This window comes from Tabrizicola sp. TH137 (genome assembly GCF_002855575.1).
GTDB lineage: Bacteria > Pseudomonadota > Alphaproteobacteria > Rhodobacterales > Rhodobacteraceae > Paragemmobacter.
In genome coordinates this window covers 539,961-564,358 of sequence record NZ_PKRQ01000003.1, presented here as the reverse complement: position 1 = coordinate 564,358, position 24,398 = coordinate 539,961, and the positions used below count along the sequence as shown (strand labels likewise).

At 65.9% G+C, this 24,398-nt stretch carries 22 protein-coding genes; 12 read left to right on the top strand and 10 right to left on the bottom strand.

Annotated features, from left to right (window positions below):
- Nucleotides 1-266: 266 nt before the first annotated feature.
- From C0V75_RS12600 to C0V75_RS12560, 9 genes are all read right to left on the bottom strand, one after another.
- Entirely contained in the window at nucleotides 267-2,321 is a 2,055-nt protein-coding gene (locus C0V75_RS12600) for a bifunctional sugar-binding transcriptional regulator/dihydroxyacetone kinase subunit DhaK (protein WP_101921261.1), read from the bottom strand.
- Entirely contained in the window at nucleotides 2,321-2,986 is a 666-nt protein-coding gene (gene dhaL / locus C0V75_RS12595; protein ID WP_101921260.1) for a dihydroxyacetone kinase subunit DhaL, read from the bottom strand. The genes C0V75_RS12600 and dhaL (C0V75_RS12595) overlap by 1 nt, the downstream gene beginning before the upstream one ends.
- Nucleotides 2,987-3,054: 68 nt before the next feature.
- Nucleotides 3,055-3,690, bottom strand: coding sequence for a dihydroxyacetone kinase subunit DhaL (gene dhaL, locus C0V75_RS12590; RefSeq protein WP_101921259.1), 636 nt, complete (start codon nucleotides 3,688-3,690; stop codon nucleotides 3,055-3,057).
- Nucleotides 3,691-3,697: 7 nt separating this feature from the next.
- Nucleotides 3,698-4,690 carry a dihydroxyacetone kinase subunit DhaK gene (locus C0V75_RS12585; protein WP_101921258.1) on the bottom strand — a complete coding sequence of 331 codons (993 nt, stop codon included), beginning with the start codon at nucleotides 4,688-4,690 and terminating at the stop codon, nucleotides 3,698-3,700.
- Nucleotides 4,691-4,698: 8 nt separating this feature from the next.
- Nucleotides 4,699-5,466 carry a GolD/DthD family dehydrogenase gene (locus C0V75_RS12580; protein WP_101921257.1) on the bottom strand — a complete coding sequence of 256 codons (768 nt, stop codon included), beginning with the start codon at nucleotides 5,464-5,466 and terminating at the stop codon, nucleotides 4,699-4,701.
- Nucleotides 5,467-5,535: 69 nt separating this feature from the next.
- The gene (locus C0V75_RS12575; RefSeq protein ID WP_254216459.1) at nucleotides 5,536-6,498 is read right to left on the bottom strand and encodes a substrate-binding domain-containing protein; all 963 of its coding nucleotides are present in this window, start codon (nucleotides 6,496-6,498) and stop codon (nucleotides 5,536-5,538) included.
- A 94-nt stretch (nucleotides 6,499-6,592) separates the two neighbouring features.
- Entirely contained in the window at nucleotides 6,593-7,582 is a 990-nt protein-coding gene (locus tag C0V75_RS12570; RefSeq protein ID WP_216821448.1) for an ABC transporter permease, read from the bottom strand.
- Between the two features lie 29 nt (nucleotides 7,583-7,611).
- Nucleotides 7,612-9,090, bottom strand: a complete 1,479-nt coding sequence (locus tag C0V75_RS12565; protein ID WP_101921254.1) for a sugar ABC transporter ATP-binding protein — start codon at nucleotides 9,088-9,090, stop codon at nucleotides 7,612-7,614.
- A 264-nt stretch (nucleotides 9,091-9,354) separates the two neighbouring features.
- Nucleotides 9,355-10,260: a LysR family transcriptional regulator gene (locus C0V75_RS12560; protein ID WP_101921253.1), complete on the bottom strand. Its 906-nt coding sequence runs from the start codon at nucleotides 10,258-10,260 to the stop codon at nucleotides 9,355-9,357.
- A gap of 110 nt (nucleotides 10,261-10,370) precedes the next feature.
- Between C0V75_RS12560 and C0V75_RS12555 the strand changes: the two genes are divergently transcribed.
- The 5 genes from C0V75_RS12555 to C0V75_RS12535 are packed head-to-tail and all read left to right on the top strand — an operon-like array spanning nucleotide 10,371 to nucleotide 14,556.
- Nucleotides 10,371-11,093: a LamB/YcsF family protein gene (locus C0V75_RS12555; RefSeq protein ID WP_101921252.1), complete on the top strand. Its 723-nt coding sequence runs from the start codon at nucleotides 10,371-10,373 to the stop codon at nucleotides 11,091-11,093.
- Between the two features lie 9 nt (nucleotides 11,094-11,102).
- On the top strand, nucleotides 11,103-11,336 hold the full coding sequence (locus C0V75_RS12550) for an acetyl-CoA carboxylase (protein WP_101921251.1): 234 nt from the start codon (nucleotides 11,103-11,105) through the stop codon (nucleotides 11,334-11,336).
- Nucleotides 11,336-12,712, top strand: coding sequence for an acetyl-CoA carboxylase biotin carboxylase subunit (locus C0V75_RS12545; protein ID WP_101921250.1), 1,377 nt, complete (start codon nucleotides 11,336-11,338; stop codon nucleotides 12,710-12,712). Before C0V75_RS12550 ends, C0V75_RS12545 begins: the two co-directional genes overlap by 1 nt.
- A gap of 10 nt (nucleotides 12,713-12,722) precedes the next feature.
- On the top strand, nucleotides 12,723-13,598 hold the full coding sequence (locus C0V75_RS12540; RefSeq protein ID WP_101921249.1) for an allophanate hydrolase subunit 1: 876 nt from the start codon (nucleotides 12,723-12,725) through the stop codon (nucleotides 13,596-13,598).
- Nucleotides 13,588-14,556 carry a biotin-dependent carboxyltransferase family protein gene (locus tag C0V75_RS12535; protein WP_101921248.1) on the top strand — a complete coding sequence of 323 codons (969 nt, stop codon included), beginning with the start codon at nucleotides 13,588-13,590 and terminating at the stop codon, nucleotides 14,554-14,556. The genes C0V75_RS12540 and C0V75_RS12535 overlap by 11 nt, the downstream gene beginning before the upstream one ends.
- A gap of 68 nt (nucleotides 14,557-14,624) precedes the next feature.
- Here the strand turns inward: C0V75_RS12535 and C0V75_RS12530 are convergent, their stop codons facing one another.
- On the bottom strand, nucleotides 14,625-15,587 hold the full coding sequence (locus tag C0V75_RS12530; protein WP_101921247.1) for an AraC family transcriptional regulator: 963 nt from the start codon (nucleotides 15,585-15,587) through the stop codon (nucleotides 14,625-14,627).
- A gap of 245 nt (nucleotides 15,588-15,832) precedes the next feature.
- Between C0V75_RS12530 and C0V75_RS12525 the strand changes: the two genes are divergently transcribed.
- Genes C0V75_RS12525 through C0V75_RS12495 form a run of 7 tightly spaced genes read left to right on the top strand, consistent with a single transcriptional unit; the run spans nucleotide 15,833 to nucleotide 24,391 of the window.
- The gene (locus tag C0V75_RS12525) at nucleotides 15,833-17,617 is read left to right on the top strand and encodes a hydantoinase B/oxoprolinase family protein (protein ID WP_101921324.1); all 1,785 of its coding nucleotides are present in this window, start codon (nucleotides 15,833-15,835) and stop codon (nucleotides 17,615-17,617) included.
- Between the two features lie 11 nt (nucleotides 17,618-17,628).
- Entirely contained in the window at nucleotides 17,629-19,719 is a 2,091-nt protein-coding gene (locus tag C0V75_RS12520; RefSeq protein WP_101921246.1) for a hydantoinase/oxoprolinase family protein, read from the top strand.
- Nucleotides 19,716-20,480, top strand: coding sequence for an ABC transporter ATP-binding protein (locus C0V75_RS12515; protein ID WP_101921245.1), 765 nt, complete (start codon nucleotides 19,716-19,718; stop codon nucleotides 20,478-20,480). Before C0V75_RS12520 ends, C0V75_RS12515 begins: the two co-directional genes overlap by 4 nt.
- Entirely contained in the window at nucleotides 20,477-21,211 is a 735-nt protein-coding gene (locus C0V75_RS12510) for an ABC transporter ATP-binding protein (protein ID WP_101921244.1), read from the top strand. The genes C0V75_RS12515 and C0V75_RS12510 overlap by 4 nt, the downstream gene beginning before the upstream one ends.
- Nucleotides 21,211-22,125, top strand: a complete 915-nt coding sequence (locus tag C0V75_RS12505) for a branched-chain amino acid ABC transporter permease (RefSeq protein ID WP_173861068.1) — start codon at nucleotides 21,211-21,213, stop codon at nucleotides 22,123-22,125. The genes C0V75_RS12510 and C0V75_RS12505 overlap by 1 nt, the downstream gene beginning before the upstream one ends.
- Nucleotides 22,125-23,216, top strand: coding sequence for a branched-chain amino acid ABC transporter permease (locus tag C0V75_RS12500; protein WP_101921243.1), 1,092 nt, complete (start codon nucleotides 22,125-22,127; stop codon nucleotides 23,214-23,216). Before C0V75_RS12505 ends, C0V75_RS12500 begins: the two co-directional genes overlap by 1 nt.
- The gene (locus C0V75_RS12495; RefSeq protein WP_101921242.1) at nucleotides 23,213-24,391 is read left to right on the top strand and encodes an ABC transporter substrate-binding protein; all 1,179 of its coding nucleotides are present in this window, start codon (nucleotides 23,213-23,215) and stop codon (nucleotides 24,389-24,391) included. Before C0V75_RS12500 ends, C0V75_RS12495 begins: the two co-directional genes overlap by 4 nt.
- Nucleotides 24,392-24,398 lie beyond the last annotated feature (7 nt).

Genomic DNA, 24,398 nt, shown 5'->3' with positions numbered 1-24,398 from the left:
GTGATCAGTTCCGTCGGCTCAGGCCCTGATCTCGACGACGCAAAGAGGGGTCAATTTTGGACGCCGATAGGGGGTCAGTTTTGCGTGCCGATTGACATTCTGGGCGTCTTGGCGCCGAACTCTGCGGCGCGGAGGCCAACCGGGAAGGGGCGATCTTGGCGGCGCGGTCGGGCGGGATGCGGTGGGGCAGGTCCGGCTGTCCGGGAGGGCGGGGGCTGATCAAGCGGCGGCGCGGTGGGACGGGGCGCGCGGCGAGGGTTTGCGTGTCACGGGGTGATCGTGAGGGCCGCGGAGCGGCAGGGGTGATCCAGCAGGTCTTTCAGATCGGGATCGAGATGCAGCACCGAAAGCGACACGCCGACCATGTCCAGCGAGGTGTAATAGGCCCCCACCAGGCTGCGATGCACCTTCAGGCTGCGCGCCTTGAGCCTTTGCCGGACGCGGCGGAGCACGATGTAGAGTTCGTAATTCGGGGTGCTGCCCAGGGAATTGACCATGATCGCCACCTCATCGCCGGCCGTGCAGGGCAGTTCCGCAAGGATGCGGTCCAGCAGCAGGTCGGCGCAGGCATCGGCCTTGTCCAGCCCCCGGCGTTCCACCCCCGGCTCGCCATGCACGCCGACGCCGATCTCCATGTCGTTGGGGCCGAGGTCAAAGCTGGGGCGGCGCGTTTCGGGCAGGCTGCACGGTTCAAGCGCGAGGCCCATCGTATAGGTCCGGGCATTGGCGTGGCGGGCCATGGCCTCGCACTCGTCCAGGGGTAGCCTGCGGGCCGCCGCGGCACCGGCGATCTTGAAGGTGAAGACATTTCCCGCCACGCCCCGGCGCGTGCCCTTCATCTCGGCCGGAGAGGAGGCGATGTCGTCGGTCGTGACGATGGAGCGGATGCGCAGGCCTTCGGCTTCGAGCGTTTCGGCGGCCATGTCGAAATTCATCACGTCGCCGGTGAAGTTGCCGTAGATGTAGAGCACACCGGCGCCTCCCTCCACCGCGCGGGTGGCGGCGATGATCGGATCGGGGGGCGGCGAGGCGAAGACATTGCCGATGACGGCTGCATCGGCAAGGCCCGGCCCGACATAGCCCCAGAAGGCAGGTTCGTGCCCGGCGCCCCCGCCGATCACGATGGCGACCTTGCCCGGGCTGGGCCCCGCCGTCGTGCGCACGGCCCGCGATGACCCGGGAACCGGCTCGATCAGGTCTTCATGCGCGGCGAGGGCGCCTTTCAGCGCCTCGTCCACGGCATCCTTGGGATCGTTGATGAGTTTCTTGACCTCGGTCCGCCGGAAGAGCGGGGTATCCGACGGGACGAGGCCGCGGCGTGGCGATTCCTGGTGCCCTTCCGCCGCGAGCACGCCGCGGCCGGTGGCAAGATCCGTGACCAGAACGCTGATATATCCGCCGCGCAGCGCGGCGAGGATCGCGGGAACCTTGTCGATCCCCCCGGCGATGGCGATGCGCTGCGGAATCTGGCGAAGCTGGTCCAGGCTCAGGCCGATCGTACGGTCATGCATCGGGCCGATCACGGGGTCGCCGCGCGACGAGATGAAGCGCCCGACAAGACTGCCGACGGCATCCTGATAGTGCAGGTGCTGCATCGCGCCATCGAGGAAACCGCTGGTATGGATCGTGCTTTCGGGGCGCAGGGAGGAGATGCCCATGACGATCCTGTTGGCCTCTGCCAGGATCGCCAATTGTTCGGCCAGGACGGATTCCTGCATCAGCATGGCGCGGATTTCGGGCGAGGAGACGATGGCCGGGGCCGAGATCGGGATGGCCGTGGCGCCGATGGCCTTGGCGAGGCCGGAGGCGCAGGCTTCGGGGGTCCATGGGATGCGGCCCGTTGTTCCGCCGGTCGCCTGCACCACGCGCAGATCCTTGAGGTTCAGCGGCCCGATCTGATCGGCGAGCGAGAGGATGGTCCGGCCCCAGGTGACCGCCAGCGTGTCGCCCGAGCGCATGGTGCGTGTCAGAACGCGCGCCGCCGCCTCGCCCAGCCGCGGGATCAGCGGGCGATCGACGCCTTCGGTGGGGATGACCAGACAGTCCTGCAAGCCGAACCTGTCGCGCAGCGCGCGTGCGATGCTGAGGCTGCTGAATTTCTCGGGGACGATTTCCACGGTCACGATGCCGCGGGCGCGTGCCTCGGCGAGGTAGGCATTCACCGTGGGGCGCGAGACGCCCATCTGTTCTGCGATATTGCCCTGGGTGAGACCTTCCTCGTAATAGAGCCAGGAGGCCCAGAGCAGGGGGTCTTCGCCAAAGCGCAGGGGCATCCGCACTTCGTCCTTGTCCACCTGCGCGCCGACCTGATCCGGCAGCATCAGACCCGATCCCCCGCGCCTGTGCCGTCGCGCCCGGCCAGCCATTCCTGAAGCGCGGCGATGATGATCACGGCAGAGGCCGCACCGGGATCGACATGGCCGAGGCTGCGCGCGCCCAGCCGCGCCGCCCGCCCGACCGAGGCGACCATGGCGCGGGTGGAGTCGCAGCCTTCCCGTGCGGCGCGTTCGGCCCGTGCCATGCAGTGCTGCGCCGGAAGGCCTGCCTTCAGCGCCTCTGCCGCCGCCCGTGCTGCCGGGCCCCAGGCATCCATCATCGTCTTGTCGCCCGCCTGCGCCTTGCCCCGTTCGGCGATGCCGCGCGCGAAGGAGGGCAGGAGGCTGACGATGTCGGATGCGGTCAGAACGGTCTTGCCGTCGAGATCGCGGCCGGCGGCCATCATCGCGCTGGCATAGAGCGGCCCGGTGGTGGCCCCCACTTCGGAATGGAAGGACCGCGCCGCCACCATGAACAGTTCGGACGGGCTGGCGTCGATCATGGCCGAAGTGGCGCGCACCACGGCCGCGAAACCTTCAGCCATGGAGTTGCCATGGTCGGCATCCCCGATCGCCCCATCCAGCGCGCCGAGTTCGACCCGCGCCTCGGACAGGCGCAGGGCGATGAGGCGGAAGATATCGGTGATCTGTCTGTTGGTGATGTTGTCCATGGCCAAGCATGAGCCGGATTTGCAGCGCCTTGCAAGCCATCAGTGGCCCCGCCGCAGGGGCTGTTCCGTCAGGCAAGGCGCTTGCCGATGGACGTGCCGAGACTGGTCAGGATCATGCAGCAGGAGGTGGCCCCCGCATCCAGCACGCCCCGCGACCTTTCGCCCAGACGGCTGGACCGCCCGATGCGGGCCACGAGGTCGATGGTGCTGTCGCGGCCCTGCTCTGCCGCCGCAGCCATGGCTGCGAGCGCGGGGGCGAAGCCACGGTCCTTGTGCGCGTCGAAGGCGGCGACGGCGGGGACCAGGGTGTCGATCAGGGTCTTGTCGCCCACCTGCGCGTTGCCGACGCCCTGCACGGCGGCAAGACCTGCGTTGAGCATGGCCGAAAAGGCCTCGGCGTCGATCTCGCTGCGCCCCTTGATGGCTTCGGCCATGTCTTCGAACATCAGGCCGTAGAGCGGGCCCATGGAGCCGCCGATCTCGCTCATCAGGATGTCGGACAGGACGAGCATCGCCGCGTCGAGCGACATGTCCTTGCCGTGGATGCGTTCTGCCGCGCGGCCGAAGCCCTTGGCCATGTTGCTGCCGTGGTCGCCGTCGCCGATCTTGCCGTCGATCTCGGACAGCCAGGCCTTGTTGGCGACGATCACCTCGGCCACTTCTTCGATGATGGCGGCCTGACCGGAATTGGGGATATGTGTCATCGGGTCCTCAAAGCGCGGGGGATGCGCAGTCCATGTCCAGAAGCGCCTTCAATTCGTCGTCCAGCGCCATCACGGTCAGCGTGGCCCCGACCATCTCCAGCGAGGTGAAGTAATTGCCGACGAAGGCGCGGTGGACGGTCATGCCCAGACCGGCAAGCTGCGACTCGATCCGGTCGTAGAGGACATAGAGTTCGTTGACCGGTGTTGCGCCCAGCCCCGAGACCAGGACCGCAAGCTCTGTCCCCGCCGGAAGGGCGTGGTCCTCCATCACGAGGCGGACCATGTCATCGGCCACGTCCCGGGCGGTGCGGAGAGCCTCGACCCGCGTGCCGGGTTCGCCATGGTGGCCGATGCCCACTTCCATCTGCCCGGCTGCGATCTGGAAATTCGGATGCCCCACGGCAGGCAGGGTGCAGGGGCCGAGGCCCACGCCGACCGACCGGCAGGCATCTATGGCCTTTTGCGCGGCGGCCTGGACTTCGGCCAGCGGCGCGCCAGTGGCGGCCTTGGCGCCGCCGATCTTCCACATGAAGATTTCGCCCGCCACGCCGCGGCGCTTTTCCCGCTCGGTCGCGGGGGCCGAACAGACGTCGTCATTGGCCACGACGGTTGCGACCTCGATCCCGTCCTTGGCCACCATCCGAGCGGCCATCTTCACGTTCATGTTGTCGCCGGCATAATTGCCGTAGAGCACGGCCACCCCGGCCCCGCCATTCGCGGCCTTGATCGCATCGGCGAAGCTTTTGGCGGTCGGGGAGGAGAAGATCTCGCCCACGGCCACGGCATCGACGAGATTGCGCCCGGTATAGCCGATGAAGGCGGGTTCATGCCCCGATCCCCCGCCCGTCACGATCCCGACACGGCCGGCCTCTGGTGCGAAGTTCGACACGACGACGCGCGCGTTTTCGGGCGAAAGATGCACCAGATCGCGGTGCGCCTTCACGAAGCCTGCCACCGTTTCATCCACCAGATCATCGGGATCGTTCAGAAATCTTTGCATCTTCGTCCTCACTTCACCGTATAGCCGCCGTCAACGAGGAGATCGGCCCCGTTGATCATTGCCGCCTCGTCCGAGGCCAGAAACAGCACGGCGGAGGCGATTTCTTCCGGTTCGGCGAAGCGGCCGGTCGGGATCAGGGCCTTCATCGCCTCGCCCTTGGGGCCATCCCATGCCTTGCGGCCAAGCTCCGTCAGAACCACCGTCGGCGAGACGGAGTTCACGGTGATCCCGTGGCGGCCCCATTCCAGCGCCAGCGTCTTGGTCACGCCGATCACGCCGAATTTCGAGGCGCAATAGGCGACATGGCCGTCGATTGCGACCGAACCCGCCTGGCTGGCAAGGTTGACGATCCGCCCGCCCTTGCCTTCGGCGATCATCATGCGCCCGACGGCCTGGGCCATCAGGAAGGTGCCGGTCAGGTTCACCGCCATGGTGCGGTCCCAGGCGCCTTGCGACAGGTCCTCGGCCGGGGCGAGATCGACGATCCCGGCGCTGTTCACCAGAATGTCCGGCACGCCCAGTTGCGCGCGGACGGCGGCCAGCGCATCGGCGACGCTTTGCGCATCGGTGACATTGCAGGCCAGGGCCACGGCCCCTTCCAGCCCGGCGGCACGGCTGCGCGCGGCGTCCAGGTTCATGTCCAGAAGCGCGACCCGGCCACCGCGGGCGGCGAAAGCCTCGGCGATGGCCGCGCCGATCCCCGAAGCGGCGCCTGTCACGACAGCGACCTTGCCCGAAAGGGAGAATGGAAGAGTGCCAGCGGTCATATCGTTCATCTCTTGTCTGTCGGTGATGGGTTTCCCCGAAGGCGCGGGAGCGGGCGCCCTCGGGGAAATCCTCTGGATTTACTGCCGGGTTGCCAGCAGCGCGTCCACGTTCTCGGCGGTGACGGGCGTCCACGGAACCATGTACATCTTGTCGGCCCCGCCGTTCCACGGCATGTCGGGATACTGGGTCCAGATGGCCGACATCGGTTCGTAGTCCGGCATCACCTGCTTGATCGCGATGTCGATGGAGCCATGCGCCTGTGCCGCGCCGTCCTGGAGGATGGAGGCCATTTCGCCGGCCTTCACCGCCAGAAGCGCATCGGTCACCCCGTCGATGCCGACGATGGCGAAATCGGTGGGGGCCATGCCGGCGGCCTTGATCGCCTCGATCGCGCCCAGCGCCATCTCGTCGTTCTGGCCGATCACGCCATCAATCGCGTCGCCATGGGTGGTCAGCCAGTTTTCCATCAGGGTCTGGCCTTCCGCGCGGCTCCAGTTGGCGGTCTGCTGTTCCAGAATCTTCACGTCCGGGCATTCGGCAAGCGCCTTCATGTTGCCTTCCAGACGCTGGACCTGCGCCGACTGGCCGATGGGACCTTCGATGATGACGACATTGCCGGTGCAGCCGATCTGGTCGAGCAGGTAGCGCGCTTCCATGTAGCCCGACTGCACGTCATCCGACCCGACATAGGAGGTCAGAAGATCGGTGTTGGCCATGGTGTTGGTGCCGATGACCGGGATGCCCGCGGCATGCGCCGCTTCGACCGCCGCCGCGCCGGCATCGGCGTCGATGGGGGCGAAGACGATGGCATCGTAGCCTTCGGTGATCATCGTTTCGAACTGTTCCTGCTGGACCAGCGCGTCATAGCGGCCGTCGAAGATCGTCAGTTCGACGAGGCCCTGCTGCACGGCGGGGTGCTGTTCGGCCGCGGCTGCCCAGAGCTGCATGAATTCGGCGTTCAGGCCATACAGGGCCGCGCCGATCTTCGGCTTGTCCTGGGCCATGGCGGCCCCGGCAACCAGCGTCAGAGCCGATGCCATCAAGAATGCCTTCTTCGTCATTTGCGTCTTTCCTCCCATGGATTGCGCTTCGTCGATGCGGCGACCGGAGTGGCGGCCGCACAAGTCACGGACGTCAGTCCTGCTTGTTCTTGGATTGGTCCAGCATCACGGCAGCCACGATCAGGATGCCCTTGATGACCTGCTGGTAGTAGGATTCGACCCCCATCAGATCGAGCCCGTTGTTCATCACGCCGATCAGCAGCGCGCCGATCAGGGTGCCTGTCACCCGACCCACGCCGCCCGCCAGGGACGTGCCTCCGATGACCACTGCCGCGATGGCATCCAGTTCATAGGCGATGCCCGCCTGTGGCAGGGCCGATCCTGTGCGCGCGGCCAGCAGCATGCCCGCCAGCGCCGCCAGCGCCCCGGAAATCACATAGACCGAGAAGCGGATCTTGTGGACCGGCAGGCCCGAGACCTTGGCCGCATGGGGATTGCCCCCGACCGCATAGACATGGCGGCCATAGCGCGTCTGGGTCAGCACGAAATGCGCCACGGCGAAGGTGCCGATCAGCAGCAGGATCGGAACCGGAATGCCCCAGATGCTGCCCGTGCCGATCCAGCGGAAGTCTTCGGTCAGCGCAGGAATGGGGCGCCCGCCCGAGTAGAGAAGCGTCAGGCCGCGTGCCGCCGAGAGCATCCCCAGCGTCACCACGAAGGAGGGCACGCTGAAGCGCGCGACGATCACGCCGGACAGCGATCCGCAGGCCATGCCCGCCGCAAGCCCCACCATGATGGCGAGCACGGCAGGGTAGGGGCCGCCCGCGATGGTGCCGGTGGCCGAGGTGGTGGCGAGGGAGGCGGCGACGACGCCGGCAAAGGCGGCGACCGACCCGACCGAAAGGTCGATCCCGCGCGTCAGGATGACGAAGGTCATCCCGATGGCCAGAATCCCGTTGATCGAGGTCTGGCGCAGCACGTTGAGGATGTTGCGCGTGGACAGGAAATTCTCGTTCATCACCGCCAGCGCGAAGCAGAGCAGCAGCAGGGCGATGAAGATGCCGTAGCGCTGGACCAGGAGACCGGCGGTCCATGGCGTTGCGGTCGTGGGTTTTCTCTGCATGTTTCCTACCATTGCTCTTTCGGCATCCGTCACGCAGCCAGATGCAGCAGTTCTTCTGCGCTCAGCCTGTCGCGGGTCAGTTCGCCCGCCTTGCGCCCGTCCTTCAGCACGATCACGCGGTCGGCCATGCCAAGGACTTCGTCCGTCTCGGACGACACCATGATGACCGCGCCGCCCGCCCGCGCGAAATCGGAGATGACCCGATAGATCTCGCGCTTGGCGCCGACATCCACGCCGCGTGTCGGTTCATCCAGAAGCAGGATGCCGGGATTGATCATGAACCACTTGCCCAGGACGACCTTCTGCTGGTTGCCGCCCGAAAGGCTGGCCACCCCAAGCGCATCGCTGGCGGTCTTGATGCGCAACTGTTCGATGATGGCGGCGGCGTCCAGCGCCTCCTGCCGGCGGCGCATCACGCCGAATTGCGACAGCCGGTCAAGGCTGGACAGGCAGAGGTTGTCGCGCACGCTGGATGTCAGGACGAGCCCGGTCTGCTTGCGGTCTTCGGTGACATAGGCGATCCCGGCGGCAATCGCATCGGAGGGGCGGGTGATCCGCAGCGGCTTGCCGTTCAGGTGCAGATTGCCGCCGGTTTCGGGGGAGAGGCCGAACAGCCTGTCCAGAACCTCTGTCCGTCCGGCGCCCATCAGCCCGTAGAAGCCGAGGATTTCGCCTTCGTGCAGGTCGAAGCTGAGGTCGCGCACCCCGCGCGCCGCGGCCAGCCCGTCCGCCCGCAGGACGACCTTCTGACCGGGTTGGTTCTCTTTGACGAATTCCTCGTTCAGGGGGCGGCCGACGATGAGCTGGATAAGCTGCTCTTTCGAGATGTCGACCATGTCGCCGTCCTGGATGAAGCGGCCGTCGCGGAAGACGGTGTAGCGGTCCGCGATGGAGAAGATTTCAGACAGGCGGTGGCTGACATAGATCAGGCCCTTGCCGCGGGCCTTGAGCGTGGCGATGGCCTCGAAGAGATGTTCGGCCTCGGCCTCGCCCAGGGCGGAGGTCGGTTCGTCGAGGATGATGACCTCGGCGTCATAGCTGAGCGCCTTTGCGATCTCGACAAGCTGGGTCTGCGCGACGGTCAGGTCCATCATCAGATCAGTCGCGCGGATGGCAAAGCCGAAGCCATCGAGCAGCGCCTGTGTCTGTTTGTTGAGCGTGGCGAAGTCGATCCGCCCGAAGCTGCGCAGCGGTTCGCGCCCCATGTAGATGTTTTCGGCGACGGTCATCGCCGGGACGGGCGACAGTTCCTGTTCCACGATGGCGATGCCGTTGCGCAGCGCCTCTGCCGGGTTGGCAAAGGCGACTTCGCGGCCATTGCGGCGGATGGTGCCGCTGTCGCGGTCGTGGATGCCCATGACGATCTTCAGGAAGGTGGACTTGCCCGCGCCATTGCCGCCGCAGAGGGCGTGCACGCTTCCCGGTTCGAGCCTGAAACGTCCGTCAATCAAGGCGGGGACGCCCGAGAAGCTCTTTGCGAGCCCCTCGACCTCCAGCAGCGGCGCCATGGTCTTCTCCTCCCATGCCGTGACAATTGTCAGACTTGTCTTGGCATCTGTAATCTAGGCCCTGTGTTACTTATGTCAACAGGAGTCTGACACATGAAGGGTTCCGCCGCGTGGGGGTGGGCTGGACAGCCTTGGCCGGACTGCGCGGGGGCATGATCCGCGCCTTTGTTCATTGAGGTTTTTCGGTGAAGGCCGGGGGCGCGGCGGGCCGCTGCCTTGCGTTGGCAGACCTGTCCTGCGGCCTTGTCGGGGGCGCTGCGTCGATCAGCCGCCCGACCCGAGGGTCAGCGACAGGAAGGCGCGGAAGACCTGCGCGAGGCCAGAAAGCGGGCGGTTGCGCGCCCAGGTCAGGCCGACATCCATGGACGGGACCGGTTCCACCGTCACGCGCTGTTCGATGCGCTGGCCTTCCAGGGACCAGGGCCGATAGACCATGTCGGACAGGATGGTCACGCCCATTCCCGCCGCGACCATGGAGCGCACCGCCTCGACCGAGGAGGTGGCGAAGGCGATCTGCGGGACGAGGCCGTAGTGATCCCAGTAGCGGCCGGCGGTGCGGCTGGCCTCGTCCACCGTGAGCATGACATAGGGCTGGCGCACCACGTCATGCAGGCTGACCTGCGGCAGCGCCAGGAGCGGGTGATCCGAGGGCAGCCAGAGCCGACGGCGGGAGCGGAACAGGGTTTCGGCATCCAGATCGTCATGGTTGGCAAGGTTCGAGGTCAGCATCACCGCGAGGTCGAGCCCGCCGGTGACCAGCGCGTTCTCGATCGCGGCGCGGGGCTGTTCGGACATTTCCAGCGTGATGCCGGGATAGCTGCGCCGGAAGGCGGCGTAGTGGCGGGCCATGAAATAGCCCGCAACGGTATAGGTCAGGCCAAGGCGCAGGCGGCCCGTGACGCGGGTTTCTTCGCCCAGCGGGCTGCGGGTCGCGTCCTCGACGGCGGCCATGATGCCGCGTGCGCGGGCGAGGAAACGCGCGCCTTCGGGGGTGACCGCCACACCCTGCGCGCCGCGGCTGAGCAGTTTGACCCCGAGTGTCGCCTCCAGCCCCTGGATCGCCGCGGTGACGGCGGATTGCGAAATGTTCATCTCCATCGCGGCATGGCTGATCTGCCCGGTCTCGGCCGCGGCGATGAAGTAGCGGAGCTGTTTGAGCGTCAGGGACATGCGTGTTTGTGTATCAGATTTTTCGATATCGTCTTGCAGAATTTCGTATTTGCCTATGCGGCCCGAGTCGGTCCAGCATCCCGTCATTACGGAAAAGATCGGGGGGTGCGATGCCTGTCACTGTGAATTGTGACATGGGCGAGAGCTTTGGCCTGTGGAAAATGGGGGATGATGCGGGGCTTATGCCCTTGATCCACATCGCCAATGTGGCCTGCGGCTTCCATGCCAGCGATTACGACCATATGCGCGCCACCGTTCGGTTGGCCAAGGCGCATGGGGTGAAGGTGGGGGCGCATCCGTCCCTGCCGGATTTGCAGGGCTTCGGCCGGCGCGAGATGAAGATGGGCCGCGAGGAGATGGCCAATTGCATCATTTATCAGGTCGGCGCGCTCTGCGGTTTCCTGAAGGCCGAGGGGATGGAGCTGAACCACATCAAGCCGCATGGCAGCCTTTACGGCATGGCGGCGCGGCAGGAGGAGATCGCGCAGGCGGTCTGCGACGCGGCGGATGTGTTCAAGGTGCCGCTGCTGGGCATGACCGGCACGCTGCATGAGAAGATCTATCCCGCCCGCGGCCATGGCTTCATCGCCGAATTCTATGCCGATCTGGAATATCGCCCCGATGGCAGCCTGATCGTGACGCGGCAGCATGATGCCAAGGACCCCGCCCTGATGGCCGCGCGCTGCATCCGCGCGATCACGGAGGGCAAGGGCACGGCCACGGATGGCAGCGACATTCCGGTGCGCTGCGATTCCATCTGCATCCATTCCGACACGCCGAACGCCATCGACATCGCCCAAGCGGTGCGGGCGGCGGTGCAGCCCTACACCTGAGAGGACCCCATGGCACAGCTTCTGTCCCCGCTTCCCGGCACCTTCTACCGCGCCAGCGCCCCCGACAAGCCGCCCTTCAAGGCCGATGGCGATGCCGTGGCGGTGGGCGACGTGATCGGGTTGATCGAGGTGATGAAATCCTTCCACGAGGTGAAGGCCGTGGTGGCGGGACGCAATATCCGCTTTGTCACCGACAATGAGGAACCCGTGATGGCGGGTGCCGTTCTGGCCGAGGTGGATTGATGCTGAAGAAGCTTCTGGTCGCGAACCGGGGCGAGATTGCCGTGCGGGTGATCCGCGCGGCGCAGGACCTTGGGATTGCGACCGTGGCCGTGTTTTCCGAGGCCGACCGCGACGCGCTGCATGTGCAGATTGCGGATGAGGCGGTGAATATCGGACCGCCGGCGGCGAAGAAGAGTTATCTGAACCAGTCGGCGCTGTTGCAGGCGGCGGCGGAGACGGGCTGTGATGCGGTGCATCCCGGTTACGGTTTTCTGGCCGAGAATGCCGAATTTGCCGATGCCTGCGTGGCGGCGGGGCTGATCTTCGTGGGACCGTCGGGCGAGGCGATCCGCACCATGGGCGACAAGGTCGCTGCGCGGTCGGCGGCCCATGCGGCGGGCGTGCCGGTGGTGCCGGGGTCGATGGGACGTGTCCCCGACATCGCGGCGGCGCGGGCGATCCTGATGGAGACCGGCTTTCCGGTGATGATCAAGGCGGCGGCCGGGGGCGGCGGGCGGGGTATCCGCATCGCCAATGATCTGGCCGAGTTCGAGGCCGCCTTTCCGCAGGCCGCGGCCGAGGCGCTGGCCGCCTTTGGCGATGGCGGGCTGTATATGGAAAAGGTCATCGCGCAGGCCCGGCATATCGAGGTGCAGGTTCTGGGCGATGGGCGCGACGCCGTGCATTGCTGGGAACGGGAATGTTCGCTTCAGCGCCGCCGCCAGAAGGTCTGGGAAGAGGCGCCGTCGCGCGCTTTGTCGGACCGGGTGCGCGAGGAGCTTTGCGCCAGCGCCGTGCGGCTGACGCGGGCGGTGGGCTATTCGGGCGCGGGGACCATCGAATATCTTTATGACGATGCCGCCGACCGGTTCTATTTCATCGAAATGAACACGCGGATTCAGGTCGAGCATCCGGTGACCGAGATGATCACCGGGATCGACCTTGTGGCGGAAGGGCTGCGCATCGCCGGGGGAGAGCCTTTGCGCCTGACGCAGCGCGACATCGTTGCGCGCGGCCATGCCATCGAGGTGCGGCTGAACGCCGAGGACCCGTCGCGCGATTTCGCGCCCTTTCCCGGCACGGTGAGCGATCTGCGCGTGCCGGGCGGGCCGGGGGTGCGGTTCGAGAGCATGCTCTATGCGGGCTATACCGTGCCGCCCTTCTACGACTCGCTGCTGGCCAAGCTGGTGGTTCATGCCGAGACCCGCGAGGCGGCGATCACCCGGCTGGTGCGGGCGCTGAAGGAAACCCGCATCGCGGGCCTGCGCACGACAAAGCCGCTGTTCCTGGCACTCGCCGATGATCCGGCGGTGCAGGCCAATGCCGTTCACACCCGCTGGCTGGAAGGCTGGCTTGCAACCCATTCCGCCCGGCTGGTGCCGGAGCTGGAGCCCTGAGGGAGGACACATGTCGATCCGATTCACCTTTGGCGGCGACGAGCACATCTTCGGAGAGGTCAGCGAGGAGATGTCGCTTGAGGCCTTTTTCACCTCGCTCTCCATGACCAATGCGGTCAAGGCGGCGGGCATCCGGGGCGTGACCGAGATCTGCCCGGCCAATGCCAGCTTTCAGGTCAAGTTCGATCCCGACCGGATCAAGCCCGGTGACCTGCTGAAGGAATTGCAGTCGATGGAGGCGGCGGCGGCGACGTCTGACGCGAGCCTGAAGACGCGGATCATGGAAATCCCCGTCCTCTATCAGGACCCGTGGACGCATGAGACGCTGATGCGGTTCCGCGAGCGGCATCAGGACCCGTCCAAGACCGACCTTGAATATGCCGCTGAGGTGAACGGGCTGGGGACGGTGGAGAATTTCGTGCAGGCCCATTCGAGCCAGCCCTGGTTCGTGTCGATGGTGGGCTTCGTGGCCGGTCTGCCCTTCCTCTATCAGATGGTGGAGCGGAAACGGCAGTTGCAGGTGCCGAAATACCTGCGGCCCCGGACCGATACGCCGAAGCTGACCATCGGGCATGGCGGCTGTTTTTCCTGCATCTATTCGGTGCGCGGGGCGGGTGGCTACCAGATGTTCGGCGTGACGCCGATGCCGATCTATGACCCGACGCAGCAGGTATCCTATCTGACGGAGGAGATGTGCCTCTTCCGGCCCGGCGACATCGTGAAATGGAAGCCGGTGACGCGGGATGAATATGACGCCGCGATCGAGGCGGTGGATGCCAATCGCTATGAGCCGGTGATCCGCCCCGCCACCTTCTCGCTGGCCGAGTTCAACAAGGACATGGCCGGGACCAATGCCAAGCTGATGGAGGCGCTGAATGGCCGTTAATGTCATCACCCCCGGCCTGTCGACCACCGTGCAGGACCTTGGCCGCCCCGGTTACTATCACCTTGGCATCCCGATTTCAGGCGGTATGGACCGTTTCGCCCTGCGCGTGGCCAATATGCTGGTCGGCAATGAGGAAGGGGCTGCGGTGCTGGAGGCGGTCTTCCTTGGGCCGGAGCTGGAATTCACGGCGCCTGCCACTGTGGCCGTCTGTGGCGGCGACCTGCCGCCCAAGCTGAACGGCGAGGAGCGGCCGGGCTGGGAGGCCTTTCCGGTGAAGGCGGGGGACCGGCTGTCCTTCGGTTTCCTGAAGGCCGGGGCGCGGGCCTATATCGCGGTGTCTGGCGGGATCGACGTTCCGGTGAAGCTGGGGTCGCGGTCCACCTATACGCTGGGCGCGCTGGGCGGGCATGAGGGCCGGGCGCTGAAGGCGGGGGACAGCCTGCCTCTGGGCAAGGGCGGTTCGGGGATGGGGTCGGTGCCGCCGGCGCTGCGGCGCGGACCGGGGAACCCGGCTGAGTTGCGGATGCTGCCGGGGCTTTATTGGCACCGGATCACCGCCGAGGCGGGCAAGCGGTTCTTTGCGGATACCTGGAAGGTCGCGCCCGAGGCGGACCGGATCGGATACCGGTTCAAGGGCGGCACGGCGCTGGATTTCGTGCCGCGCGAACAGCCCTTCGGCGCGGGGTCGAACCCGTCGAACATCGTGGATGCCTGCTATCCCTACGGGTCCATCCAGGTGCCGGGCGGGACGGAGCCCATCGTGCTGCACCGCGATGCGGTGTCGGGCGGGGGCTACATGATGCTGGGCTGCGTCATCAGCGCCGACATGGACCTGATCGGGCAGTTGCAGCCGCACAGCCCGGCGCGGTTTGTCGAGGTGACGATGGATCAGGCGCTGGCGGCGCGGCATGACCGGCAGGCGGCGCTTCAGCGCGTCCGCGACCATCTGGGCAAGTGATGGCAGGGGGGGCCAATCCCGCTGTTACGGAGGTGCCTCGGGCGGGGTTGACCGCACCGGGCCGCCCGTCACGGCGTGGAGGCTGCCCCCGAGCCATGGCGCGCCTCTTTCGGCGAGACGCCGAAGCGGGCGCGGAAGGCGCGGCTGAACTGGGCCTGATCGGTGAAGCCGCGGGCATAGGCGATCTCGCCGATGGCGCGGCGGTCGGCGGGGTTCTTCAGATCCTCCATCGCGGCCTGAAGGCGGGTGTCGCGGATCCACTGGCCCAGCGTCTGGTTGGTGTCGCGCAGGAGTTCGTGCAGGTAGCGCAGCGAGATGCCGCAGCCTGCGGCGACGGTTTCGGGGCCGAGATCGGGGTCGTCGATATGGCGGCGCACGAAGGTTTCGATCCGCGCGAGATGCGCGGCGCGGACGGTGGAGAGGCCGGAGGTCAGGACACGTTCATCCGACTGGATGGCCAGCGCCAGAAGGTCCACCAATTGCCGCCCGACGATGGCGCGGGTTTCCTCGGTCATAGCGTCATAGCGTTGCGGGATCAGGTGGACCATATCGACGAAGAGCCCGTTGGCACCGTTCGTCGCATCGAATTGCAGGCTGCAAAATCGGTCGGGCGCGCGGATGCGGCCGCCCAGCATGGCCTTGGACAGTTTCATCACCCAGAGATCGGCCGGTTCGGCATGGCTGAACTCATAGGGGTCGTGGCTGCGTTCGATAAAGAAGGCACCGGGATTGGCGCGCACCTCCTTGCCGCCCTGGGCGAAGCGCACCTCGGAGCGGATGGGCAGGGTGACGAGAAACTCCTCTGGCCCCGGTTCGCGGAAATGCTTCGGCAGGCGGCGGTAGAGCAGGGGGTCGGAGGTGAGGCGGGAGAGCGACACCTCGCCCAGATGCCAGCTTGTCAATTCGCCGTCGAAGGCTTCGGGGCGGGCGAAGGTGAGGTCGAGGGGGAAATAGGCCTGCGCGATGGTTTCGTGCCAGTGGCGGCTGCGCGCGCCGACATTGATGCCCTGCGTGGTGATGGTGCTTTTCATCGGCCGGCCCCCTGTTGCGGTCATCTGGCCACGGGTGGCCGAGTCGGGCAAGCCGCGCGGCGGGGGGACAGCACGGAAACGCAAAAGGCGGTGCATTGGGTGCAAAGACCTGCCCGGCGCAGGACCGCTAGCCTTGTCCGATCAAGGGCGCAACAGACGCCGCGCGACAGGGTGGATTTGGCATGGAACCGGGCCGTTGGCCCGACCGCGACCCTTTTGCGCGGCCCTTATCGGAGGGTTTCGTGATGGCGAAGGCGGCAAGAAAGAAGGTGGAGGTCGATCCCATCACCCTGTCGGTGGTGCGGGGCATCCTGGAGACGACGCAGCGCGAGATGACGCTGTCGCTGGAGAAGACCGCGCGGTCGAGCGTGTTCAACCTGGCGCATGACTATTCCACGGCGCTGTTCAACCATCGGCCCGAGATGATCTTGCAGGGGCAGGATATCCCGATCCATCTGGGCAGCCTGATCCCGGCGATGAAGGTGGTGGCGAAGTATTTCGAGGGCGACATCCATGAAGGCGACCTGATCATCCACAATGATCCGGCCTGGGGCGGATCGCATGCCATCGACACCTGTTTCTACAAGCCGGTCTTCTGGCGCGGGAAGCTGAAATACTGGACGGTCTGCAAGGGCCATCTGACCGATGTGGGCGGCCCGGTTCCGGCGGGTTACAACCCGAATGCCAAGGAAATCTATGCCGAATGCCTGCGCATCCCGCCGGTGAAGGTCTGGGACAGGGGGCAGCCGCGCAAGGATGTGCTGAACTTCATCCTGACGAACATGCGCGCCCGCCGCGATCAGGAGGGCGATTTCAACGCGCTGATCGGGGCCTGCCAGGTGGGCGAGCGGGCGCTGCTGGCGATGCTGGAGAAATATGGCGAGGCGCAGGTCGATGCCTGCATCGAGACGCTTCTCGACATGGCCGAACGCCAGATGCGCGGGCTGATCGCGGCGGTGCCGGATGGCACCTATGAAGGGGCTGCGATCCTTGAGGATGCGGGCCACGGTTATGGCGATTTCGAGATCAAGGCGACGGTGACGATCACGGGCGACAGTTGCCATATCGCCATCTCGTCGCCCCCGCAGATCCCCTATTTCATCAACAGCTATGAGGGGAACAGCCATTCCGGCGTCTATCTGGGCCTGATGATGTTCGCCCAGTTGCCGCCCCCCTATAACGAAGGGCTTTATCGCTGCGTCAGCGTGGATTTCGGCCCCAAGGGCACGATCTGCAACGCCGCAGAACCCGCGCCGCACATGAATTGCACCACCACGCCGATGGAGACGCTGACCGATGCGGTGCGGCTGGCCTTCGAGAAGGCGGTGCCGTCGAAGGTTTCGGCAAGCTGGGGCCATGCGAACGGGTTGAACATCGCGGGTTGGGACAAGCGCCACGATGAGGAATATGTGACGATGGTGCTGGCCACCATCATCAGCGGGGCAGGGGCCACGCCCAGCCAGGATGGCTGGCATGCCTGCGGGCCGGAATGCTGTTTCGGCGCGCTGACGAGTGGTGATGTCGAACTGCTGGAATACAGCTATCCGATCATCATCCACCGCTATTCTCTGATGACCGACAGCGGCGGGGCGGGCAAGTTCCGCGGCGGCAGCGGCACCGCCTGGGAGGTGGAGCCGCTGAACGATGACATGACCTTCATCACCTTTGGCGAAGGTCGCCGCATCCCTGCCGTTGGCGCGGCGGGCGCGGCCAGCACGATGATCGATACCAAGGTCGGGCGGCTGGAACTGGTCGAGGGGGACCGGTCGGAAACCATCCGCGAGAATGTCATCAAGGTCATCAAGCCCGGCGACCGGATCACCAACATGAACCCCGGCGGTGGCGGCTATGGCAGCCCGATGGAGCGGGCGGTCGAGAAGGTCGTCTGGGACGTGAAGAACGGGCTCGTTTCCATACAGGGCGCGAAGGAGGATTACGGCGTCATCATCAGCGATCCGGCCAGCCTACAGGTGGACATGGCGGCAACCGAAGCCCTGCGCGCGACCCGTCGCGCCGTGGCGGCGAAGTAAGGGGGCGCGCAATGAAATCCGAATACAGACTGGGCATCGACGCGGGCGGCACCTTCACCGACTTCGTGCTGGCGGACAGGACTGGGCAGGTCCGGCTTTACAAGGCTTTGTCCACCCCGCAGGACCCGACGCTGGCGATCCGCAACGGGTTGCAACTGATGGTTGACGATCTTGGCGTGTCGGCGGAGCGGATCGTGTCGAACTGCGATCTCTGCATCAACGGGACGACGGTGGGGCTGAATGCGCTGATCACCCACAAGGGGGCCAAGACCGGCCTGATCTGCACGGCAGGGCATGAGGACAGCCTTGAGATCCGCCTTGGCCACAAGGAGGACGGCTATCGCTATGATGCCGACTATCCGCCGGCCACGATGCTGGTGCCGCGCTATCTGCGGCGCGGGGTGCGGGAAAGGGTCCTGTCCACCGGCGAGGTGCGCGTCGCGCTGAACGAGGAGGATGTGCGCGCGGCCTGCGCTCTGTTCCTTGCGGAAGGGGTGGAGACGGTGGCGATCAGCTTTGTCTGGTCGGTGCTGCATCCGGGGCATGAGGCCCGCGCGGCCGAGATCGTGCGCGAGATGATGCCCGGCGTCATCCTGACGGTGGGGAGCGAGCTTTACCCGCAGGTGCGGGAATATACCCGCACTTCGACCGCCGTGGTGAACGCCTATCTCGCCCCGATCATGAAGCGTTATGTGGAGGCGGTGGACAGCTATTTCCGCAGCCTCGGCGCCAGGCAGCCAGTGCGCTATTACCAGTCGAACGGCGGGCTGGCCATCGGGCAGGCGATGACGGACCGGTCGGTCTATGCCATCAATTCGGGGCCAGCCTCGGCCCCGGCGGCCGGGCAATATGTCTGCGCGCCCTTCGGCAAGACGGATGTGATCACCGTCGATATGGGCGGGACATCTTTCGACATCACGCTGACCAAGGACGGCAGCACCAATATCAACAAGAACATCGACTTCCTGCGCTATCGCATCGGCGTGCCGATGATCCAGGTGGAGACGCTGGGCGCGGGGGGCGGGTCCATCGGCTGGATCGACGAGATGGGCCTGATGCAGATGGGGCCGCAATCGGCGGGGTCGGACCCCGGCCCGGCCTGCTATGGGCAGGGCGGCACGCTGCCGACTGTTTCGGATGCGAACCTCGTGCTGGGCTATCTGAACCCTGACGGGCTGGTGGGCGGGCGGTTGCCGCTAGACCATCAGAAGGCCCATGACGCGATCCGGACCAAGCTGGCTGAACCCCTGAAGATGAGTGTGGAGCGTGCCGCCTATGGCATGTTCACCATCGTCAACGCGAACATGGTCAACGGCATCCGCCGCGTGACGGTGGAACGCGGCTATGACCCGCGCGACTTCGTGCTGGTCGGCGCGGGCGGGGCGACGGCGGCGCATATCACGGCGCTGGCCGATGCGATCGGGATTGATACCATCGTTCTGCCGAAGCTGGCTTCGGGCCTTTGCGCCTTTGGGCAGATCATCAGCGATGTGAAATACAACTACATGGCCACCGCGCCCCTGCGGCTGGACAATGACGCGGCCTATGCCCGGATCGACGAGCTGTTCGGCCAGATCGAGGCGCAGGGCATCGGGCATCTGAAGGCTGACGGGTTCAAGGCTAAGGACATTGTCGTCAAGCGCAGCCTCGACATGCGCTATGTCGGGCAGGTGCATGAATGCACAGTGGAGATCGGCACCTTCAAGGTGGATGCCCGATCCATCGGCAAGGTGAAGGAGGCGTTCCATCGCCGGCACAAGGAGCTTTACACCTATGCCGAGCCTGCCTCGACCGTCGAGGTGGTGAATATCGAAAGCACGCTTTACGGCGTGGTGGACAAGCCCGAGCGCATGAGCATCGGCAAGGGCCTGACGGCGCCGAAAGCCCTGAAGGGGCATCGCGAGGCGGTCTTTTCGGCCGATGGCAAGCGCATAAGGACCCCGATCTATGACGGCACGCCGCTGGGCGCAGGGGCCAGGGTCAAGGGCCCTGCGGTGATCGAGGAAGTCACCACCACCATCGTCGTCGAACCGGGCTGGACCGCGCGGCTGGATGCCAGCGGGTCCTACCTCATCACCCGTGACAGGAAAGGAGCGACATGAGCGATCTGCGCGCCGACAAGGTTTCGGTCGCCTTTGCAGGGCTGAAGGCGCTGTCCGATGTGGACCTTTCCGTTGCCTCCGGGCAGATCGTCGGGCTGATCGGCCCGAACGGGGCGGGAAAGACCACGCTTGTCAATGTGCTGACCGGGTTTCAGGCGGCGACGGAGGGGGCTGTCCGGCTGGACGGGCAGCCGCTTTCGGGGCTGAAGCCGCATGAGGTGCGTCGGCGGGGGATCGCCCGCACCTTTCAGGGCGGGCGGCTGTTCCGCGATCTGGCGGTGATCGACAATCTGGAAGTGACCGGCGTGGGGTTGGGCCAGAGCCGCGCCGCCGCGCTGGCCGAGGCGGAGGCGATGCTTGACTGGGTGGGCATCGCGCCGCTGGCGGATCGCATCGCAGGGACGCTGCCCTATACCGACGAGCGCCGCGTCGCCATCGGCCGGGCGCTGATGGGGCGGCCGAAGTTCCTTTTGCTGGATGAGCCCGCCGCCGGGATGAGCGCGGCGGAGGCGCAGGACCTTTCGGCCCTGATCCGCCGTATCGCGGGCGAGATGGGCTGTGGCGTCCTGCTGATCGAGCATAATGTCGGCCTCGTGCTGGGCCTGTGCGACCATATCGTCGTGCTCGACTCCGGCGCGACCATCGAGACCGGCCCGCCCGCCGCCATCCGTGCCAGCGAGAAGGTGCGCCATGCCTATATGGGCACCGCCGCCGAGACCGATTTGCCCGTTCTGGAAGCCGGGCTGGAGGTGGAGGCATGAGCCTGCTGTCGCTGTCCAACATCTCGGTCCGTTATGGGCGGCTGACGGCGGTGCGGGGGGTGACCTTCACGCTGGCGGAAGGCGAGATGCTGTTCATCACCGGGCCGAACGGGGCGGGGAAATCCTCGCTTCTGCGGGCCATCGCGGGGGTTACGCCTCCGGCGGGGGGGCGCGTGGATTTCGCCGATCATGACATCACCGGACAGGCGCCGGAGGATATCGCCCGGCTGGGATTGTCGATGGTCCCGGAGGGGCGGGATGTGTTCGGGTCCCTGACCATCGAGGAAAACCTGATGGTCGGCACCGGGATGCATGCGGGCAGTCGTGGCTGGCGCGCGCGGGCGGCGAGCGAGCTTGAGGCAGTCTATGCCACCTTCCCGATCCTGAAGGACCGCCGCCATGCGCAGGCGGGTCTTTTGTCGGGCGGCCAGCAGCAGATGCTGGTGATCGGGCGTGCGCTGATGACGACACCGCGCCTTGTGGCCATCGACGAACCGAGCCTCGGCCTTGCGCCGAACATCACCGATCAGGTCTATGAACGCCTGATCGCGCTGCGGGCGGAGCGGAAGCTGACCCTGCTGATCGTGGAGCAATCCTCCACCCGCGCCATGATGGCGGGCGGGCGCATGATGCTGATGCGCGGTGGCGAGATCGTGCTGGACGGCGACGCGCGCGCCCTGGGGCAGAGCGAGGCGATGCAGGCCGCCTATTTCGGATACGGGGATCATTGATGGGTGGGTTGATGCAGGTCGTCTTTGATGCGCTGTCGCTGGGATCGCTTTATGCGCTGGGGGCGCTGGGCATCGCGTTGATTTTCGGGGTGATGCGGCTGGTGAACTTTGCCCATGGCGATGTGATCGCCTTCTGCGTCTTTGCCCTTCTCTGGCCGTCGGTCGATGCGGTGGCCATCATCTTTGCGGGCAATCTGCCCTGGTATCTGCTGATCCCCTTCGCGCTGGCTGTGGGCGCGGGGCTGTCGGTGCTGTCGGAGGTGGTGGTCTTCCGCCGTTTTCGCCGGGCGAACCCGGCGACGATGATGATTGCCTCTTTCGCGCTGGGCTTTGTGATCCGCTACTTCCTGCTGATGCTGTTTTCCAGCCGGCCGAAGAGCATCTCTCTTTTGCCGGAACTGAGCCAGCCGGTCGAGATCCTGGGCGCGCGGCTGCCGCTTTTGCAACTGATCACCATCCTCGTGACCATCACCGTGCTGATCGGGCTGACGGCCTTTCTGCGGCGGACGCGCTTTGGTCTGGAGATGCGCGCGGCGGCGGAGAATTTCACCATGGCGCGGATGCTGGGCGTGCGGGCGAACCGGGTGATCATGGGGGCCTTTGCGCTGTCGGGGGCGCTGGCGGCGGCGATTGCGCTGATCCTCGGGTCGCAGACCGGGACGGCCAATATCATGATGGGGGCATCGGTGATGCTGATGGCCTTCATCGCCACGGTGATCGGCGGCATGGGCAGCCTTGCGGGGGCGGTGATCGCGGGTTTTGCGCTGGGGGCCATCGCAACGGTGATGCAGGTGATCCTGCCGCCTGATGCCCGCGCCTTCCGCGATGCCTTTGTCTATGGCGCGGTGATCCTGGTGCTGATCTTCCGGCCGCAGGGCCTGTTGTCGGCCCGTGGCACGAAGGAGCGTGTGTGATGGCCCGTCGTCCCTCGACCGCCTCTGTGGCCCGCCGCACCATCGTGACGCCCGTGCTGCTGTCGGTGCTGCTGGTGATCTTTGCCCTTGCGGCCTGGGCCGCCGGGTCGCGCCCGTTCAACCAGACCGTGATCGACATCTTCCTTCAGGTGATCTTTGTCGTGGGGCTGTATACCTTCATCGGCAATTCGGGCGTGATCTCCTTCGGTCACGTCGCCTTTGCCTGTCTTGGCGGCTATGTCGCGGCCTGGACGACGATCAAGCCGATGATGAAGTCGAGCGCCATGCCGGGCCTGCCCGACTGGCTGATGCAGATGGAGATCCCCTTCTGGGCGGCGGCCATTGCGGGAGCGGGCTTTGCGGCCTTCTGGGCGCTGGTCTTTGGCGCGGTGTTGATGCGGCTGTCGGGGATCGCGGCCTCGATCGCCACTTTCGCCATGCTGGCCATGGTGAATTCGATCTATTCGAACTGGGACAGCGTGACGGCGGCGACCTCGTCGGTTGTGGGCATTCCGATCGTGCGGACGGTCTGGCCCTATCTGGTGGCGGCGGTGCTGTCGGTCTTTGCGGCCTGGGCCTTTTCGATCAGCCGTCACGGGCTGGCGCTGCGGGCGGCACGGGATGAACCCACTGCGGCGGCGGCCAGCGGCGTGGACATTCCCCGCGTCCGGCTGGTGGCCTTTGTCCTGTCGGGGGCCATCATGGGTGCGGGGGGTGCGCTTTATGCCCATTCCATCGGCCTTGTCACGCCCGACACCTTCTACCTCGGCCTGACCTTCACCACGCTGTCCATGCTTGTCGTCGGCGGGATGGGGAGCCTGTCGGGCGCGGTGATCGGCGTTCTGATCCTGTCCAGCCTGATCCAGATCCTGCGCTGGCTGGAGGCGGGCGTCGCCATCGGCGAGAGCAGCTTCGCCCTGCCGGGCGGGGTGCAGGAGATCGCGCTTGGCGTCGTGATGATCCTGATCCTCATGTTCCGGCCTGCCGGGATCATGGGCAACAGCGAATGGACCGGGCGGCTGCCCCGGTTCGCGAAACCGGGCGCACCCGGACCAGACAACAGAAGTCAACCAACGGGAGACCAAACATGAAAAGACTGACAGCGATCCTGGCTGCAACCACCTGCCTTGCCACCGCGGCCTTTGCGGATGACGAGCGCATCATCGTCGGCTTTGCCACCGCCGAGACGGGGTTCATGCAGGCCTATGACAAGCCCGCGCAGGATGCCGCGATGATCCGCATCAGCGAGATCAACGAAGCGGGCGGCCTGCTGGGCAAGCAGATCGAGGTGGTCAATGCCGATACCAAGACCGACCGGGCCGAAGGCGCCAAGGCGGGGCTTTCGGTCATCGACCAGGGCGCCGACATGGTGGTCGTGTCCTGCGACTATGACTTCGGCGCGCCGGCGGCGCTGGCGGCGGAAAGCTCGGGCCTGATCTCGTTCTTCCTCTGCGCGGAATCGATCAAGGCCGGCATTCAGGGCGTGGGGCCGAACTCCTTCTCGGCCTCGGTCCTGGCGGCGGTGCAGGGCGCGACCATGGCGGAATGGTCCTATAACAAGAAGGGCGCGCGGACCTATTACCGCCTGCTGGACACCTGGACCGAATACAACAAGGGCATCTGCGACGGCTTTGACTACATGCTGCCGAAGCTGGCGGATGCCAAGCTGGTAGGCGAGGATACCTTCCTGAACGAGGATGCCTCGATCGCCGCGCAGATCACCCGGATCAAGTCGCTGCCCGAGGAACCCGATGCCATCATGCTCTGCACGATGATGCCGGGTGCGGTTTCGGCCATCAAGCAGATCCGCGCAGCGGGGATCAACTCGATGATCCTGAACGGGTCGGGCGTGGACGGGTCCTACTGGCTGTCGGCGGTGCCGGACCTGTCGAACTTCTTCGTGCCGGTGCAGGGGTCGATCTATGGCGATGACCCGAACCCCGAGGTGACGGCCTTCAACGCGAAATACAAGGAAGTGACCGGGGGCGATCCGTCCACCCAGTATGTCTATCCGGGCTATGTGATGATCGACGTCTGGGCCAAGGCCGTGGAACGGGCGGGGACGACCGAGACCAGCGCCGTTGTGGCGGAGCTGGAGAAGATGAATGGCGAGCCGACGCTGTTCGGGCCGCGCACCTTCACTTCGGAGCTTCACCATCAGAATCAGGCGCGTTACCTGATCGTGGAAACCAATGCGGGCAAGCCCGGTGTCGTCGATGAATGGACGATCTCGGAGCCGATCCCGGTTGCCGACCTGATGGATTGAACTTCAT

What these genes read in the sequence shown, in the direction of transcription:
- C0V75_RS12600 (WP_101921261.1), bottom strand. Translation starts at nt 2,321, where the DNA reads ATGCTGCCGGATCAGGTCGGCGCGCAGGTGGACAAGGACGAAGTGCGG.
- dhaL (WP_101921260.1), bottom strand. Translation starts at nt 2,986, where the DNA reads ATGGACAACATCACCAACAGACAGATCACCGATATCTTCCGCCTCATC.
- dhaL (WP_101921259.1), bottom strand. Translation starts at nt 3,690, where the DNA reads ATGACACATATCCCCAATTCCGGTCAGGCCGCCATCATCGAAGAAGTG.
- C0V75_RS12585 (WP_101921258.1), bottom strand. Translation starts at nt 4,690, where the DNA reads ATGCAAAGATTTCTGAACGATCCCGATGATCTGGTGGATGAAACGGTG.
- C0V75_RS12580 (WP_101921257.1), bottom strand. Translation starts at nt 5,466, where the DNA reads ATGAACGATATGACCGCTGGCACTCTTCCATTCTCCCTTTCGGGCAAG.
- C0V75_RS12575 (WP_254216459.1), bottom strand. Translation starts at nt 6,498, where the DNA reads ATGGCATCGGCTCTGACGCTGGTTGCCGGGGCCGCCATGGCCCAGGAC.
- C0V75_RS12570 (WP_216821448.1), bottom strand. Translation starts at nt 7,582, where the DNA reads ATGCAGAGAAAACCCACGACCGCAACGCCATGGACCGCCGGTCTCCTG.
- C0V75_RS12565 (WP_101921254.1), bottom strand. Translation starts at nt 9,090, where the DNA reads ATGGCGCCGCTGCTGGAGGTCGAGGGGCTCGCAAAGAGCTTCTCGGGC.
- C0V75_RS12560 (WP_101921253.1), bottom strand. Translation starts at nt 10,260, where the DNA reads ATGTCCCTGACGCTCAAACAGCTCCGCTACTTCATCGCCGCGGCCGAG.
- C0V75_RS12555 (WP_101921252.1), top strand. Translation starts at nt 10,371, where the DNA reads ATGCCTGTCACTGTGAATTGTGACATGGGCGAGAGCTTTGGCCTGTGG.
- C0V75_RS12550 (WP_101921251.1), top strand. Translation starts at nt 11,103, where the DNA reads ATGGCACAGCTTCTGTCCCCGCTTCCCGGCACCTTCTACCGCGCCAGC.
- C0V75_RS12545 (WP_101921250.1), top strand. Translation starts at nt 11,336, where the DNA reads ATGCTGAAGAAGCTTCTGGTCGCGAACCGGGGCGAGATTGCCGTGCGG.
- C0V75_RS12540 (WP_101921249.1), top strand. Translation starts at nt 12,723, where the DNA reads ATGTCGATCCGATTCACCTTTGGCGGCGACGAGCACATCTTCGGAGAG.
- C0V75_RS12535 (WP_101921248.1), top strand. Translation starts at nt 13,588, where the DNA reads ATGGCCGTTAATGTCATCACCCCCGGCCTGTCGACCACCGTGCAGGAC.
- C0V75_RS12530 (WP_101921247.1), bottom strand. Translation starts at nt 15,587, where the DNA reads ATGAAAAGCACCATCACCACGCAGGGCATCAATGTCGGCGCGCGCAGC.
- C0V75_RS12525 (WP_101921324.1), top strand. Translation starts at nt 15,833, where the DNA reads ATGGCGAAGGCGGCAAGAAAGAAGGTGGAGGTCGATCCCATCACCCTG.
- C0V75_RS12520 (WP_101921246.1), top strand. Translation starts at nt 17,629, where the DNA reads ATGAAATCCGAATACAGACTGGGCATCGACGCGGGCGGCACCTTCACC.
- C0V75_RS12515 (WP_101921245.1), top strand. Translation starts at nt 19,716, where the DNA reads ATGAGCGATCTGCGCGCCGACAAGGTTTCGGTCGCCTTTGCAGGGCTG.
- C0V75_RS12510 (WP_101921244.1), top strand. Translation starts at nt 20,477, where the DNA reads ATGAGCCTGCTGTCGCTGTCCAACATCTCGGTCCGTTATGGGCGGCTG.
- C0V75_RS12505 (WP_173861068.1), top strand. Translation starts at nt 21,211, where the DNA reads ATGGGTGGGTTGATGCAGGTCGTCTTTGATGCGCTGTCGCTGGGATCG.
- C0V75_RS12500 (WP_101921243.1), top strand. Translation starts at nt 22,125, where the DNA reads ATGGCCCGTCGTCCCTCGACCGCCTCTGTGGCCCGCCGCACCATCGTG.
- C0V75_RS12495 (WP_101921242.1), top strand. Translation starts at nt 23,213, where the DNA reads ATGAAAAGACTGACAGCGATCCTGGCTGCAACCACCTGCCTTGCCACC.